The organism is Neorhizobium sp. LjRoot104, assembly GCF_964253725.1.
Taxonomy (GTDB): Bacteria; Pseudomonadota; Alphaproteobacteria; order Rhizobiales; family Rhizobiaceae; genus Neorhizobium.
This window is the reverse complement of the sequence record NZ_CAXURS020000001.1, coordinates 1,367,745-1,382,030: the sequence shown is the minus strand read 5'-3', so window position 1 is coordinate 1,382,030 and position 14,286 is coordinate 1,367,745. Positions and strand designations below refer to the sequence as shown.

Here is a 14,286-nt window from a genome sequence, read left to right as displayed (position 1 = left end):
ATTCCTTCAACCACGCCATAATTCGTTCGCCGGACGCTCACGTTCACGCTGCCTGAAAACACTCGACTTCCTCTGCGGAAGCGTCAAATAGACGGACACGTTCACCGTCATTATCGATTTCGGCAGATACAAACCCGCTTAGGACGTCAGAACGGAAGATAGCCGCCGTAATTCTGCCCGTCCGATACGAACCGGTATCGATGGCAATGCGATTGGAGTGAACTTCCGGCAGCTCCGACGGCGTTATCGAATGGCCGTGAACGATCATTTTCTCAAATGGTAACGTGTGATCGAGAAACCCTTTCCTGATCCACATCAGGTCGTGCGCTAATTGCTCCGACAACGGCACCTCCGGATCAACTCCGGCATGAACGAAGAAATGGTTTTCGGTCTCAAAATGCGAAACAGCGTTCTGAAATAAGGTGACGTGTTTGGGCCTTATGCGCCGCAGTACCTTTCCTGCGGCAATCAAATCACTGTCGTCCAAGCCGTAGGACTCCAATGTGTTCAGGCCACCCTGAGCGAGCCACCGGTCTTCTTCGTCTCTCGCTAATGAAAGATTGATCAGGTTACGCAGGAAAAAGTCATGATTGCCAAGGATCATCACCGAGCCTGGGAACGTCTCGATGATCCTGCAGACTTGATTTACCGCCGGAAGCGAATCCGGTCCCCGGTCGATAATGTCGCCAAGGAAAACGAACTGTGCGTCTTCCGGGGAGAACTCGTTTTCGAGGTGTTGCAACAGAAATTTCAGGACGTGAGCCATCCCGTGGATGTCGCCGACAGCTATCAAGGTCTTCTTGTTCATATCGACGATGCCACTGGTTTTACGGGATGCAGGAACTGATGTTGTTTCATATACTTGGTATCACAATACGTCATTAACAAGCACAGGCATCCACGGCGAGATCAGTTACGCCAGGATGAGCTTGAGACCGTTCATCATTGTCGCCATTTCCCGCGCCTGAGACCGCGTCGTGACATTGAACGTGATATCGAAACCCTTGCCGTCCGCCGTTGGGGTCCAACGCCCCGAAGCCGCGACGCGGCGCAATTCCTCCTTATCCTCCTGATAACGGTCCCACCTGCGACGGGTAAGTTCCGGATGCAGGGTCAAGACAAGGCAGAAAGCGCGGGCGCTGGCCGTGACCGTCATTGCGAGCTTGCGGTTGCTCGTGAAAATCTGGAAGTCACCACATGCATCGTCTGGAACTTTGAATGCCGGGCATACCTCGTTCAAACGCGAACGGAAGCATTCCCAAAGAGTGACGAGATCAGCTTCGTGATGCGCGTTTTCCTCAGCATCGTTCTGAGCCCCAGAGACCACCTGAGGCGGATTAAAATACATCGACCTGAACCCGGGCCGTTCCTGGTCGACAGCGTCGGGAACCAGATTTCCTTCCACGATACGCAGTGCCAGATCACCCTGGCTGATACCCAGATGCTTGGCATAGGAAAAGAACGTCATCATTTCACGCCTCGTCTTTCGCTGAACTGAGTCCGTTAATTTCCGGATCAAGCTGGTTACGGCTCGCGCTGAGACCCGACCGCCGCGTTTCCCGTCGACCGGCAATCCAAAGAACTCCTGTATCTTGCCCGCCTTTACCAGCACGCGGAATTCGTGACTGGGAAGCCCTGCGATATCCCATGTGTCGGTCGACGGGATCAAATCCTCGACGGCGTCCTTCAGCTTTCGAAACGTGTCCTCGTTGAACGACAAAGCATCGCCGTTCCATTTTGCATACGGCAGGAGACCGAGCTTCTGCGCGAATTTGCTGACCCCTTTTGGAGGCAAGCCAAGTTCCCGCGCTGTTTCCAACAGCGTCCGTTCACCTCGCTCCGAGGGCCGGTACCGCACGAACTTGCGTCCCAATGTGCCGACCTTGGCAAATTCCTCGAACAACACCGTCTCGATGTACGATCTCAAACGGCTAGACGGCCGGTTACGCCAATAACCCGAAAAGCCTGGCAACGATGCGTGGAAGCCATTGCGCAAGGCCTCCTCAGGGACTTTGGCGACAAACCAATCCCGGATACATTCACGCAAGTCACCTTCTTCCAGCTCAAGGATCGAGAAACCGTATTCGACATCAGTTGCCGATGGCGGACCAAGCTTTGCGGGGTTGTCACTTTGCATCCACCGGCTAAAGAAGGTTGCACCATCGATAACATCGAAGAGATCGTATCCTGCGAGCGAACCACTTTCTCGCTCACCCGAAGTCAGCCGGTTGAGAACGAGGGAATGGAGGCGGAGAGAAGTCCCCTCGGTCTGTGTCACACTCACCTTCGTAAGGGGGTAACCCTGAGGTGAATTATCGAAGTGCGGCCAGCTCCAGTTCAAGCGATGACCTTGCACATCCGTCGCCAAGAGAACCTCGTGAACGGGACATGCGTGGAGGTCGACGATATCCCACCAGACACGGTGAAAACGGTTTTCGCAAAGACACTTCGGGCAGAAGCGCCTGGTTTGGAACGAGACCTGTTTTTGCCTCAGGCGTTCATGCCCCAGCGAATAAAACCCTTCTCTCAGAATGGGCGTAGCGTACCTCAAACGGTCCTTGTACATCTGATCCAGCGGCAATCGTTCAAGGGAGTGCAGTAGTTGTTCCGGATTGATGTCGCGACCATCAAGGCCGATTTCGTTTGCGTAAACCCGAAGGCTGTCATGGCCTTCGTCAGCCACTTCCCGGGCGAAATAACCGTAGGACGGTTCGCCAACGTCCGGCTTCAATCGCCATCGGGAGAATGGGCGCGCAAGTTTGAAATCCAGACTCATTTCTTGGCTCCGATCTCGAAATAGCGATAGGAGCGATCCGGATGCGCCGGGACCAGCCTCCGTGAGGCATCTCGCAGATGTTCGCGCATGATCTGAGCTGAACCATCGTCGATTGCGAAATAGGATGCCTGCCGAATGAGGTTTACCAGACGACCAATCAGGCCGCCGCTGAAACGGTGGAGATCGTCGGCAATGCTCTTGTCAATGAAATTCGAAGGTTTCGCAAATGGCAGGCGGTCTTCGATGGCCAGCAACAGGTTCCGGAAGTTCTTCTTTTCATCGTCCTTCGAAAAAGCACGCAAAGACTCATAGACGAAGCCCCGGCCCGACAGCGTCGGCGTTGCGTCAATCGTGTCGAGAATGCTGTCTTCTCCCACCAGCAGGACGCTGGCCAGTTTCTGGTCCGCAACCATCTTCACGAAACTGATGAAGTTTCGACGGTCCGTCTGGTTGCGACCATCGTACATGAAATGGGCATCATCGATGATCAGAAGCTGGGTCTTTGCAGCCGCCAGGCGAAGCAGCGTCGCATCAACCACCAGCTTATGTTTGACCGTGAGAGATCGGGCACCGGTCGCGATGCAGATGCGGTCAGCCAATGAAGGCAATTTCATCTCATCCGAAGCCTGGACGTATACGACCGGGTAGGACTCGCCTTCATCGTCGTAGGAAGGTGGATTCTGTGACACGAAGTAATTGCAGATCACCGTCTTCCCGACGCGAGATTCACCAAGAAGTCCACCAATTCGTCCGGCTGAAGGGTTTCCGCCTTCCACCGGTACGTGGAACTTCCTGATGAATTTGATCCCGTCACGAAACTGCGGATATGGTACCAGCATCGTTTCCATCAGTGCTTGCCGGACACTGGCTGACTGCTTCGACGCTTCGACCCGTTCCTCTGCCGTCATCGGCTTGCTGTTACGCCTGTACTCCATAAGCAATCCTCTCAGAAATAAGGTTTGTCAAAATCGGGATCACGGTCGTCGTGCAGTCCCAGATTAGGTTCGTTCTCCTGGCTCCCCAGTTCCACTGGCTCATCGTCACCCGTGGCGCGGTCATTGGTGGCAGGAGTGATCGGCACCTCCTGATCGCCGTCCTCAGGCTCGGGCATCCGGCTACGACGGTTGTCGCTCAATTTCACCGCAGGTGACGCGACCTCGGGGCTGAAGTAGTCGATGTGCGTGTCGACGGCTTCGTCAGGTGTCAGCTCCACGATCCGGGACAGCCGGGCCTTGGCCGCATCCGAACGGATGAATTTCGCCAGTTCCTTTGCGGGCTCGTATTTCCGATGGCGCTTGTGGAATTCCAGCATTCGCAGTTCCAGGTCGCGACGGGCCCTCATCAAGCCCTTGCTGTCCGTCACTTTGCCAATCGTCGCCTTGTGGTGTTTAATGGCCTTCTGATGTTCGAAGAGTGTCAGGCCACTCGCGTACTTGGCGTCCCGATCAATTACAGGCACCTTGATCACGACGTTCCGATACGGGTCGTTGACATAGAGAAAACCGACCTCGTTCGGATCGCGTGTCACCTGGTAGGTGGTGCCTTTGTGCTTGCCTTTGCCATCCCGGTGGTCCGGGTGCTGCTTCAGCGCATGAAGTTCTGGTGACCAGTAATGCAGATAGTCCAGCCGGATGCCGTCTCGCTGCACGGTCACTCCATCGGTGTAACCGACGATGCGGGTAAAGACGTCCGGGTTGATCGGAGCACGCGTGGGCGATCCGATGATACCCCGGTCCCAGCGATCACAGGGATAGTCTTCGAGCGTGATCAACGGTCCCAGCCCAGCTTTCAGGCTGCAATTGTGAATCTCAGCGAAATAGTGCGTCAGAAACCCGTGCAATTCATCTAATCGCAGTTGTGGAACAGCCTTCTCCTTCTCATCGTCGAATTCGTCACGCTCAGCAGGTGATCCGGCCGTAGAACCCGGCAGACGATGGATGAGCTGTTTGTTCAGGATGGAGAACAAACGTTCGGTTGCCCCCTTTTCCCACGGATGACCGGGCCGATACTCGATCAAGGTGAAACCCAGCTCGCGTGCGGCACTACGGATATCGCTGCCGATCAGGTGCATGTCGTTGTCAACACCGATCCGGAACGGGATGCCGAACCAGGGCCAGGTCACACCTACAGGCAGCGTCGCCGGGTCCTTGGGGAAGATCGCGTGCTTCAGGCCAGCGATAAAACTGGTGATCGATGGTGCACCGAATGTGATGTAAAATCCTAACACGATGCCCGAGTGGCGATCACGAAACACCAAGATGTTCGGACGGCCAAAGGCAAAGCGCGATGTCGGATCAAAGACGAAAACATCCAGTGTGGTGTAGTCGACATCGACGACATCGAGCGGATGATCTGGCAGTGCCAAACGCATCTTCGCTGAACTCAGGCGAGCAGCCGCACCTGCCCCCTGGCCAAGATAGATTTTGCTGAAAGGATCGGCGTTTTTCAGGATGCGTTGGTAATGGCGGTCCGAGCATTTTCGAAACTCGGCAATTACATCATGGAACTCTGCACCTTCTGCGGTCAGGGATTCCATCGCCGCTTTGATGGTGAGATAGGTTCTCTCCGGATCGCTGAGGGCGATGACGAGAGCTTCGCGTAAAGCCTCATAAAATCGTGCACTCTTCCGTTTACTGGTGTTTCCGGGATTACGCTTGGGGGCCATCTTGGCGATAGGATCATCGCTCCGGACCCGAGCCTTTTTGATCCACCGGTACATGGTCGCATCGGAGGGTGGCGTCTCCTCTTGCCTCATTTTTGCAACTTCGGCCCTGGCAATGCGCAATGCAGCAGTTGTCTCTTTGAAGCCGTATTGCTCCTCCACGATCTTGAAATAGAAATCGGTATATTCCTTGGCGCGATGAGCACGTTCACGCTGATTGATTGTCAGGTTCAGTGCATTTTGCGGCTGACCCGCGTCCGGCTGCAGGCTGAAACTCATTGCCCGGCCTTGCCCCACCAGCCAGAAGTATTGGTGCGCCGTCATCGGAAACGGCGTCGCGTACTGGAACTCGTGGAACAGCATTGTTTTTGGCATTCCGGGACCGGAATTTTGCCAACCTTTGAATTCGTAGACGGAGAACGTCCGTTTATCAGCCAGGTACAGAGCAATGCGCTCGCCCATGGCGATCCCAGGAAGCTGAGAGTCATATTGATCGACCGGCGTTTCCGGCAGATTGAAATCGCGAGGCGACAGGATTGCTGTCGCCTTAGCCAAGAGAAACTCAAATTTTTCGGACGCAATCGACATTGGTTAAACCTTCAGGATCAGGGAATTCATGGTCAGCCGTTTGCCAAGGTCGAGGCGGACTTCTCCGCGCATCGCCAGTTGCATCACAGCTGTGAAAACAGGATTGGACTGAGGAAGGACCGTCGGCGCGACGTCGCCTTTCCAGACAACCGCGTGCTGCGGTGTGCCCAGGTATCGCCAGACATCATCGATAGTAACCGGATGCCCAAGTGAGGCGATGGCGTCGCGAACACGATCCAGATCGACCGACTGCGAACGGACCTCGCGGTGCTGCCACATCTGGCGCAGGTTCGAGAAACGAGGCTCGATATGAAGCGAAGCCTCGTTCAGCACCCGGAAGTCACAGCCGAAAACTTCCAGATAATAATCGGCAAGAGCCCTGGCCTCGCTGACATGCCACGGCCGCTCTTCCTGCATGTAGAAATTTTCATACTTCAGGAAGACGACAGAACCGTCACGGCGCTTGGCAGCCACATCCGCGAAATGATGCAGACGATCCTCAACTCCAGGCTCAATCTCGACCCAGGCATCAGCAGTTAGCGGATACGGAGAGATCGCCACGACATCCGGATCGGTGTCGAGGTGAAGAACGCCATCGGCCATGAGAGGAGAACGGCAACGAATGCCGCCACTGACGCATTTGCGAGTGGGAAATTCCACCGGCAGCGTTTTATGGCGTACACGCTTGGGCGGGTCATAGACCGGCTCATGCTCTGCCGAAAACAGGGAATTTAGTACCGCATAGACCGATTTAGCGCGCATTACGCACCTCACGATCCGGCAACGGTACACCCTCGTTGCCGATAGCCTTGGGCACGGTCGACATCGCACGCAGCGACATGACAATGTGCTCAGGCACCCCCAGCACGACAAGTTGCTCGACGGAAACGGGCTTACAAGCCACGCGCCCGCTATCGAAAGAGCCGTTCATCACAGCCTCCATCGTTCGCGCTCCTGACAGGAAGCGCGGTGGAACTCGGATAGGAATGGATGTCGCTGACCCTCGAAGGGGTCAGAATCCTATCGCTAGACCGTGGTGATGGAAGAAGTTCGGAATAGGCTTCATCGCACGCAGATGCCCTTCGTCACGGGACGACCGGGGTGTACAGCGATGGTAGCTTTTGAGGAATTTCATTTTATCCACCGTTCCCTAACTTGGGTTGACCTCGGTGGGATGGCGCTCAGCAAATCAGCCGAGCAAAAACGCTTTGCTAGCTGACGATTGCCGAACGGACATCCCGTTCGTTTCGTATGCATAGCTTATAGGTCACAGCGTTTTTCCTTTGCTTTTCGGCGCAGACGAGAAGGTACCTCGACAAATCCGAACAAGAGATTGCATTTTTCTCAGGCATTTTAAACGACCAAAGGAATTCTTCAGAACTCCTTCGTTTCCAGGCCTCGCGACCTCGATTTATTTCCGGTTCGGACACGTCATCTGCCCGGTGGCCGGTATATGTTCACGTATTGTTCTATATGTCAAGCGGCCTTTGTGTCATGCTTTGCATCGCGTCAGCCTGACGGATATCGACGCCGTGAGACACACCATGAAACATGACCCGCATCCCGTTCGCTTCCTCGACCTTCCCGGCATCCTCGAAAACCGTCCGGAGAAAATCGGCTACGAGGCGGCAGTCTCACACCGTGGCCTGTCCGGACGTCGTTCACGCAAGGAGAATGATGTCGCACTAACTTGGGCTGATAACCGCGACCTCGAAAACATGTCTGCTGAGCAGCAGCAGTTCTATATGCTTCGCGTCGAGAAGCTGAAAGAACTGGTTGGGAGCGTGTTGGTGTCAGGAGACGTGCCGAACGTTTACGATGTGTCGGCCCTCGTCGGCAAACTGCCCGATCAGGACATCTCCGGCTGGAACCTGTCCGACCTCGTCATATCGGGTGGCGGTGGGTTTTCATATTTCCATTTAGGACACCAGGAAGCACTGGTCATCGACAAGGATCAGAACCTGTATTTTGAAGGTGCGTACGTCGAGATGACGGAATCCGAGGACGAGCGCAGCAGGTTCGACTTCTATCTCGTCCTCAACGACCCTGAATTTTACAAGGATGGATTGGAGCGAACGACTGCGGCGACCCTGGCACGCATGGCCAATTACGTTCACATGCGCATCTGGGAAGAGAATACGATTGAAGGTGCGTACCAATTTTTTCCGTACTGGAACAGCTCCGTCAACGTCAGCGAAGAGCTACGGGACGATTGGAAGCCCGCGAGGGCTGCGATAAACACCCTCATCAAGGCCGCTACTTACATCGCTTCTGAATTCATCGGGGATATCGAGTTCCGATACAGCAAAGATGCCCCGAGACCGTTGGTCGTGGCGGCCTCCGAGGGCAACCTCGACGCTATCGAAAAGCTCACAAAGCAGGGATTTCCGATGATCAAGCATGTCGGTCGCAACATCGGTCCGATTGCTGAACTAGAAGAACCTCGCTTCGAGACGACAGCGACCTACGGGCGGTGATGCCTCAGATGCAATTTCTTGGGGAATCCTGCGAGTGAAGTAAGTTTCCGTTGCGTAGCTGTCACGATATCCGTCAATATCACTTCATTAGAGGATCGGGGCAGTCAATGAAGAATGATCAACAAGAAGCGTATGAACGTGTCCTTACATCGTCACTTGCTCGGGTTCTGGATTTCCTGAAGTTTGCGGAAACCAAGAATGCCGCCCTGCTTACATTCGCCTCTGCCTCGATAGTAGCTTCGATAAGCAACCTTAATAATGCGACGCTTGGAAGTGAGTGGAGAACGGCTTTTACCTTCGCGTTGCCATTGTTCATTCTCACTGCGCTGACGGCATTATATTCGTTTCTCCCTAAAACCCTGTTGAATAGATTTCACAAAGACCCGGAGCAATCGAAGGCCCTCTTGTACTTTGGTGATGCTGCGTCCTTCGCTCCCGCTGCATATAAAAAGCGGGTATTGGAGCGATACCTTCCGCCAGAAAATGAATCCGCCACCCAAAACTACCTAGACGACCTAGCGATCCAAATCGCTGTCAACAGTCAGATCACGAAGCGAAAACTTACGATATTCAACACCGGCGCTTTGATCGTGTTTTCGGCGATTCTTGTTGTCTCGGTGCCCGGCATCCTCGGTCTTTGTCGATTTCTGTCTGCGGCGTTCGGGAGCAATCCATGACGATGAAGGACCTGCGTGACGAGATTGTCGAAGATGTCAGCACTATTTTAGCGGCAGATTTTCAGATCGATGTGACAGGGACAAAGACGGTTCCACATTCAGGCGACCCAGCAATCACGTTTCCCAATTTGGACGCCAAGCGACAAGGCGCGAAGCTGATCCAGACCTGCGTGCTTTACATCGACATACGCCGGTCAACCGAGCTGAATATAACTCACAAGCCGAAGACTGTAGCCAAGCTTTACTCAGCTTTTGTCAGGGCGATGACGCGTTGTGCTCGTTACCACAAAGGTCACGTCAGAGGCATTATCGGTGACCGTGTCATGGTCATATTCGATACCGCAGACGCGTACGTGAATGCGGTGGAATGCGCGATTGCTATGAATACGATTTCCCAGCATGTGATCAACGTGCATTTCAAGCGGGGCGAGGTTGAATGCGGCATTGGGATTGATGCTGGGAATATGTTAGCGACCAAAACAGGTGTGCGTCGCCGGGGCGTCGATCAAGCTGCCTACCGAAATCTTGTATGGCTGGGAAGACCTGCGAACGTTGCGAGCAAACTGACGGACTTGGCCAACAAACCCGAGGAAAGCGTTCCTATTCCAATCGTGTCCGCAAACTTCAAGTCACCCCTTGGCATTTTTGCCGGGCTGGGTGGAGATGGAACCTGGAGAGACTTTTATCCCAGTGACTTCGTACGTCAGCTTTCATCCGAACTACTCGGGAATCGCATCCAACACTCTGACCCGAACTTCCAGATGATGTTGGTATCCGAACGCAGCATTGTTACGCGGGCGGCAACGAAACCCATCATGATGACCGAGACGGTCTGGAACGGATACAAGGCCGCCGCACCGGCCTCGAAATCAGTGGTCAATGGCTGGTTCTCCGAGGTGCCCATAAAGGTACCGGGCTATACAGGCAAAGTTTACGCCGGAGACGTATACTACCCAGCGCTGAAGGCCTGATCCACGCGAACCTCGGATATACGACCACCGACGTCATTGCGTCTAGGGTGATGACCGTATCGATATCCCGGGTTATTGAAGCGCAATATTTAACGCATCAGTTGTATTATCAACGATCCCCACGGTAAGAATCCATACTTGCATCTGAACCGATTCGTCGGCTTTCAGGATGGATCGCGGGGATGTCGGTGCACATTACAAAAGTCGTCATCAAAAACTACCGGTGCTTGCTGGACTCGTCGGTTGATCTCAATCCGAACCTAAACGTCATTGTCGGTGACAATGAATGCGGGAAATCGACCCTTCTGGAAGCAATACACCTTGCCTTGAGTGGGCAGATCAACGGCCGTGCTATCCAGGGGGAACTGCACCCTTACCTCTTCAATTCCAAGGTCGTCACCGAATACATCGCGGCATTGCACAAGAAGTATGTCGGTCCACCGCCTTCGATACTGATCGAGCTTTATTTCTCGGACGATCCCGACCTGACAAAGCTGAAAGGACGGATAAACTCCCTGAAGCTTGACGTTCCAGGCGTCAGAATGCTGATCGAATTCAACGAAGGCTACCGGGCTGAGTACGACGACTATATCGCCGATCCCTCGCTCATTCGAACGGTTCCAGTAGAACATTACATTGTCCGGTGGCGCGATTTCGCTGACAACGATGTGACAGCACGATCCATTCTTGTTCGACCAAGCTACATCGACGCAAGCACCCTGCGGAACAATGGTGTTGCCAATCGATATGTCCTGGATGTGGTCAAGGACAGCCTGACGCGTGAGGAACAGGTTAGTCTCGCTCTCTCATATCGGCAGATGAAAGATCGCTTCCTGGCCGACCCTAAGGTGGCCGCGATCAATTCAGGCCTCGAAGCGAAAAAAGGGCATGTTTCTGACAAGGCGATTACCGTGTCGCTCGATAGTTCGGCTCGGGCAAGCTGGGAGTCAGGTGTGATGCCGCACCTAGATGAGATTCCGATGACGCTCGTTGGCAAAGGTGAACAAAGCTCCGTCAAAATCAAGCTAGCCCTGGATGTTGCGGACAACTCCCACGTTTTCTTGATCGAGGAAGCTGAGAATCATCTTTCATTTACGAATCTCGCAAGCTTGATCGCTCATATCGCCGCCAAACGCGGAGACCGGCAACTCCTGATAACCACCCACAGCAGCTACGTGATAAACAAGCTTGGGGTCGATTCTGTTTTAATGTTCATGAACGGCATCGCAACCAAGCTAACCGCGCTCGACCCGAAGACCCGGGATTACTTCCTGAAACTGCCCGGCTACGACACGCTTCGACTGGTGCTATCGAAGCGAGCGATCCTGGTTGAAGGGCCTTCCGATGAGCTAGTTGTGCAGAAGGCCTTTCATCGAAAGCACGGAAAGATGCCCATTGAGGCAGGCGTCGATGTCATCAGTGTCAGCTCTCTCGCATTCAAACGCTTTTTGGAGATCGCTGACATTTTGAATATCAAGGTCGACGTGGTGACCGACAACGATGGGGACGTGGCTCGGCTGCAGCAAAAATACGCCGATTATCTCAAGCATAAACACATCGCAGTTCGGTACGATACCGACGAGAGCGCCAGGACATTGGAACCGCAGCTTCTGAAGGCCAATGACCGGGCTGTGTTGAATGATATCTTCGACACCGCGTACACCACGGACGAAGAGCTGCTGAAGTTCATGCAGAATAACAAGACTGAGGTCGCTCTACGGCTTTTCGAAACCGATAAAGCGTGGAACGTACCGGAGTATATCAACCGTGCGGTCGCCTAACCGGATCGTCATCGCCGCTGCAGGTGGTGGAAAGACGACACGCATCGTTGACGAGGTGTTGGCCGACAAGTCGACCCGGTCGGCAATCATCACCTACACCAGAAACAACGTTCGCGAGATACAGGCCAAGTTCTATCAGCGTGGGAAAGCCATTCCGCCGCATGTGGAAATAATCCCCTGGTACACCTTCCTTCTGCGAGAGATGGCTCGGCCGTACAGGAACCATAAATATGAGAAGCGCATAGACGGGATTTTTTGGACAGAAACGACGGTCGACAGGTTCGCCCTCAAATCGGACGTCGGCCGCTATTATTTCGGCAATTCGTCGGACATCTACTCGAACAAGCTCGCGGAATTTGTCTGCGATTGCAACGCGACTTCCCAGAACGCCATCATACGCCGTTTGGAAAAGCGCTTCGAACGGGTGTACATCGACGAAATTCAAGATTTCGCTGGATATGACCTCGACATCCTCGAACTGATGCTTAGGTCTAATCTCGAAGTCGTTCTTGTGGGCGATCCCCGGCAATCCACGTTCGCGACCAATAATTCAAACCGCCACAAAGGTTTTCGCGGACCTGATATCATCAAGAAATTTCAGGAGTGGGAAAAAAAGAAGCTGGTTGAACTGCAGCATCTGGTCGAGACCCATCGGTGCAACCAACTGATCGCTGACCTAGCCGACAGCTTTTATCCCGAGCACGAAAAGACACAGTCGCGAAATGAGGACGTGACCGGTCATGACGGCGTGTTTTCGATAAAGACAGGGCACGTCACCGAGTACATCAACAAGTTTAAGCCGCAGGTCCTACGATTGTCTGTGAGAACGGAATGCGCTGGTTTTCCGGCCCTGAACTTTGGAGAGTCGAAGGGCATGACTTTCGACCGGATACTAATATTTCCCCATAAGAAGGCGCAGAAATGGCTGAAGACGGGAGATTATGAGCTTGTCAGCGGTGTCAAACCCGAGCTGTACGTCGGGGTTACTAGGGCCCGCTACAGCGTGACATTCGTGTATGACGGAACTTCGGCTCTGGACGAGATTATTCCACATTAAGTCTATGGTGGCGTTTGCAGGAGCTATCCAGAGCGCAGTGCTGCAAAGCCGCATGGGGAGGGGTTAACCAAATGTCGGCTTAGCCCCGAGGAGGGCCTGCCAGTCCTTTTCCTTTATCGCAGTCTTCACTGCGTCCCTAAATGTATGCAAGTTGTCACCAAAGGACTTATCCAGCAGCGCAAAAACGTCTGGAGGAGCATCCGCTACCTCCAGCAAATCCTTGATGCCGTCTCGAAGATTTTGCTCCGCCTCCGCGCGCGCATCTGCGACGCGCATGTCAGCAAAGATCGGAAGGATCATCTCTAGATTTTTCTTCGTCTGCTCATCCATATTCAATTCCAGTGCAAATTTTGCAGTCGCTGGCTTGTTCATCGCCGCTACGATCAAGGCTGTTCGAAGTTTCAGCCGCTCAGTTGCATCAGACAAAGAATCTATTTCGGCTGCCGCTTGCCAAAAGAGCCCAAAATCATTCGCATCTCGTCTCGATAGACGCAAAATCCGACTGTATATGTTGTCATTCTCAAGATCACCGGCCGATATTTGATTGAGATCGAGGAACAGATGCCGGACAACTTTCTCTTCTATTTTGTTGTGCTTTTCTCGGGCCTTAGCCTTTCCCATGTCGTTGCCAGAGTAAAGAACGACAAATTCAAGATTGTTTCCATCTAATTCACCGCCGAACGTCTCATCAAATGCTTCTCCATACATAAACGTACGAAGGAGCATTCCGGTGTTTTCGGTGGATTGGTATTCATATCCGACGACCGGATAAGGCGTTTCCGGTCTGAAGAAACCGTCCCCTCGCAATTCTTTCCAGGGCTTGGTTTGATGCAGGGCTTGGGCCACCCGTCTCGAACTCATATCGGAAGGCATCTGCTGCCATTGAGACAGCGCATTTCGCGGTAGTTTGAATTGCTCTTCGACTAGGGAACGTATGACATTTGATTTTGGTGCAAGAACTTTGAAGAAGGAGTCCCACTGAACCTGCCAGCTGAGCTTCTGATCTTCATTCCATTGGCTTGGCAAAAGCATTCCGTCGTTCTCACTCCATATCGCGGATGCCATACCCGGTATTGTTTACAAAATCATTCTTTCCAATTGGAAAATCAGAAAAGTTTCATTGCAATGATCTGGAGCGTGAATTGCCCCATTCTCATCCGTTGAGTCGATCAATCGCAAAGGATTGTCGTTTCAGTCAACGGATGAGTCGGGCTATAAGGCTGGCGACCCCTGCAGGACTCGAACCTGCGACCTGCTGCTTAGAAGGCAGTGAATCGGACCCTTCACGACCCTTCAT

At 53.4% G+C, this 14,286-nt stretch carries 12 protein-coding genes; 5 read left to right on the top strand and 7 right to left on the bottom strand.

Annotation, left to right across the window (positions count from 1 at the left end):
- Positions 1 to 43: 43 nt before the first annotated feature.
- The 6 genes from ACSQ8R_RS07095 to ACSQ8R_RS07070 all read right to left on the bottom strand — a co-directional run bounded on the left by ACSQ8R_RS07095 (position 44) and on the right by ACSQ8R_RS07070 (position 6,957).
- A complete protein-coding gene (locus tag ACSQ8R_RS07095) occupies positions 44 to 808 on the bottom strand; it encodes a metallophosphoesterase family protein (protein ID WP_436252702.1) in 765 nt (254 codons plus the stop codon).
- Between the two features lie 105 nt (positions 809 to 913).
- Positions 914 to 2,776 (bottom strand): TniQ family protein, encoded by a 1,863-nt coding sequence (locus ACSQ8R_RS07090; RefSeq protein ID WP_436252701.1) that lies wholly within the window; start codon positions 2,774 to 2,776, stop codon positions 914 to 916.
- Positions 2,773 to 3,711, bottom strand: a complete 939-nt coding sequence (locus ACSQ8R_RS07085) for a TniB family NTP-binding protein (RefSeq protein WP_436252700.1) — start codon at positions 3,709 to 3,711, stop codon at positions 2,773 to 2,775. Before ACSQ8R_RS07085 ends, ACSQ8R_RS07090 begins: the two co-directional genes overlap by 4 nt.
- A gap of 11 nt (positions 3,712 to 3,722) precedes the next feature.
- On the bottom strand, positions 3,723 to 6,026 hold the full coding sequence (locus ACSQ8R_RS07080; protein WP_436252699.1) for a Mu transposase C-terminal domain-containing protein: 2,304 nt from the start codon (positions 6,024 to 6,026) through the stop codon (positions 3,723 to 3,725).
- Between the two features lie 3 nt (positions 6,027 to 6,029).
- The gene (locus ACSQ8R_RS07075; RefSeq protein ID WP_436252698.1) at positions 6,030 to 6,788 is read right to left on the bottom strand and encodes a hypothetical protein; all 759 of its coding nucleotides are present in this window, start codon (positions 6,786 to 6,788) and stop codon (positions 6,030 to 6,032) included.
- Positions 6,778 to 6,957, bottom strand: coding sequence for a hypothetical protein (locus ACSQ8R_RS07070; protein ID WP_436252697.1), 180 nt, complete (start codon positions 6,955 to 6,957; stop codon positions 6,778 to 6,780). Before ACSQ8R_RS07070 ends, ACSQ8R_RS07075 begins: the two co-directional genes overlap by 11 nt.
- Positions 6,958 to 7,570: 613 nt before the next feature.
- Between ACSQ8R_RS07070 and ACSQ8R_RS07065 the strand changes: the two genes are divergently transcribed.
- From ACSQ8R_RS07065 to ACSQ8R_RS07045, 5 genes are all read left to right on the top strand, one after another.
- Positions 7,571 to 8,503, top strand: coding sequence for a hypothetical protein (locus ACSQ8R_RS07065; RefSeq protein WP_436252696.1), 933 nt, complete (start codon positions 7,571 to 7,573; stop codon positions 8,501 to 8,503).
- A gap of 107 nt (positions 8,504 to 8,610) precedes the next feature.
- Entirely contained in the window at positions 8,611 to 9,180 is a 570-nt protein-coding gene (locus ACSQ8R_RS07060) for a Pycsar system effector family protein (protein WP_436252695.1), read from the top strand.
- Entirely contained in the window at positions 9,177 to 10,151 is a 975-nt protein-coding gene (locus ACSQ8R_RS07055) for an adenylate/guanylate cyclase domain-containing protein (RefSeq protein WP_436252694.1), read from the top strand. The genes ACSQ8R_RS07060 and ACSQ8R_RS07055 overlap by 4 nt, the downstream gene beginning before the upstream one ends.
- 182 nt (positions 10,152 to 10,333) lie before the next feature.
- Positions 10,334 to 11,932 carry an ATP-dependent nuclease gene (locus tag ACSQ8R_RS07050; RefSeq protein WP_436252693.1) on the top strand — a complete coding sequence of 533 codons (1,599 nt, stop codon included), beginning with the start codon at positions 10,334 to 10,336 and terminating at the stop codon, positions 11,930 to 11,932.
- Positions 11,919 to 12,989, top strand: coding sequence for a UvrD-helicase domain-containing protein (locus ACSQ8R_RS07045; protein WP_436252692.1), 1,071 nt, complete (start codon positions 11,919 to 11,921; stop codon positions 12,987 to 12,989). Before ACSQ8R_RS07050 ends, ACSQ8R_RS07045 begins: the two co-directional genes overlap by 14 nt.
- Positions 12,990 to 13,052: 63 nt before the next feature.
- Here ACSQ8R_RS07045 and ACSQ8R_RS07040 read toward each other — a convergent pair whose 3' ends face one another.
- The gene (locus ACSQ8R_RS07040) at positions 13,053 to 14,021 is read right to left on the bottom strand and encodes a hypothetical protein (RefSeq protein WP_436252691.1); all 969 of its coding nucleotides are present in this window, start codon (positions 14,019 to 14,021) and stop codon (positions 13,053 to 13,055) included.
- Positions 14,022 to 14,286 lie beyond the last annotated feature (265 nt).

Excerpts from the sequence above, each read along its gene's own strand:
- ACSQ8R_RS07060 (WP_436252695.1), top strand. The coding sequence starts at position 8,611 with ATGAAGAATGATCAACAAGAAGCGTATGAACGTGTCCTTACATCGTCA.
- ACSQ8R_RS07090 (WP_436252701.1), bottom strand. The coding sequence starts at position 2,776 with ATGAGTCTGGATTTCAAACTTGCGCGCCCATTCTCCCGATGGCGATTG.
- ACSQ8R_RS07055 (WP_436252694.1), top strand. The coding sequence starts at position 9,177 with ATGACGATGAAGGACCTGCGTGACGAGATTGTCGAAGATGTCAGCACT.
- ACSQ8R_RS07040 (WP_436252691.1), bottom strand. The coding sequence starts at position 14,021 with ATGCTTTTGCCAAGCCAATGGAATGAAGATCAGAAGCTCAGCTGGCAG.
- ACSQ8R_RS07065 (WP_436252696.1), top strand. The coding sequence starts at position 7,571 with ATGAAACATGACCCGCATCCCGTTCGCTTCCTCGACCTTCCCGGCATC.
- ACSQ8R_RS07050 (WP_436252693.1), top strand. The coding sequence starts at position 10,334 with ATGTCGGTGCACATTACAAAAGTCGTCATCAAAAACTACCGGTGCTTG.
- ACSQ8R_RS07080 (WP_436252699.1), bottom strand. The coding sequence starts at position 6,026 with ATGTCGATTGCGTCCGAAAAATTTGAGTTTCTCTTGGCTAAGGCGACA.
- ACSQ8R_RS07085 (WP_436252700.1), bottom strand. The coding sequence starts at position 3,711 with ATGGAGTACAGGCGTAACAGCAAGCCGATGACGGCAGAGGAACGGGTC.
- ACSQ8R_RS07070 (WP_436252697.1), bottom strand. The coding sequence starts at position 6,957 with ATGAACGGCTCTTTCGATAGCGGGCGCGTGGCTTGTAAGCCCGTTTCC.
- ACSQ8R_RS07075 (WP_436252698.1), bottom strand. The coding sequence starts at position 6,788 with ATGCGCGCTAAATCGGTCTATGCGGTACTAAATTCCCTGTTTTCGGCA.
- ACSQ8R_RS07095 (WP_436252702.1), bottom strand. The coding sequence starts at position 808 with ATGAACAAGAAGACCTTGATAGCTGTCGGCGACATCCACGGGATGGCT.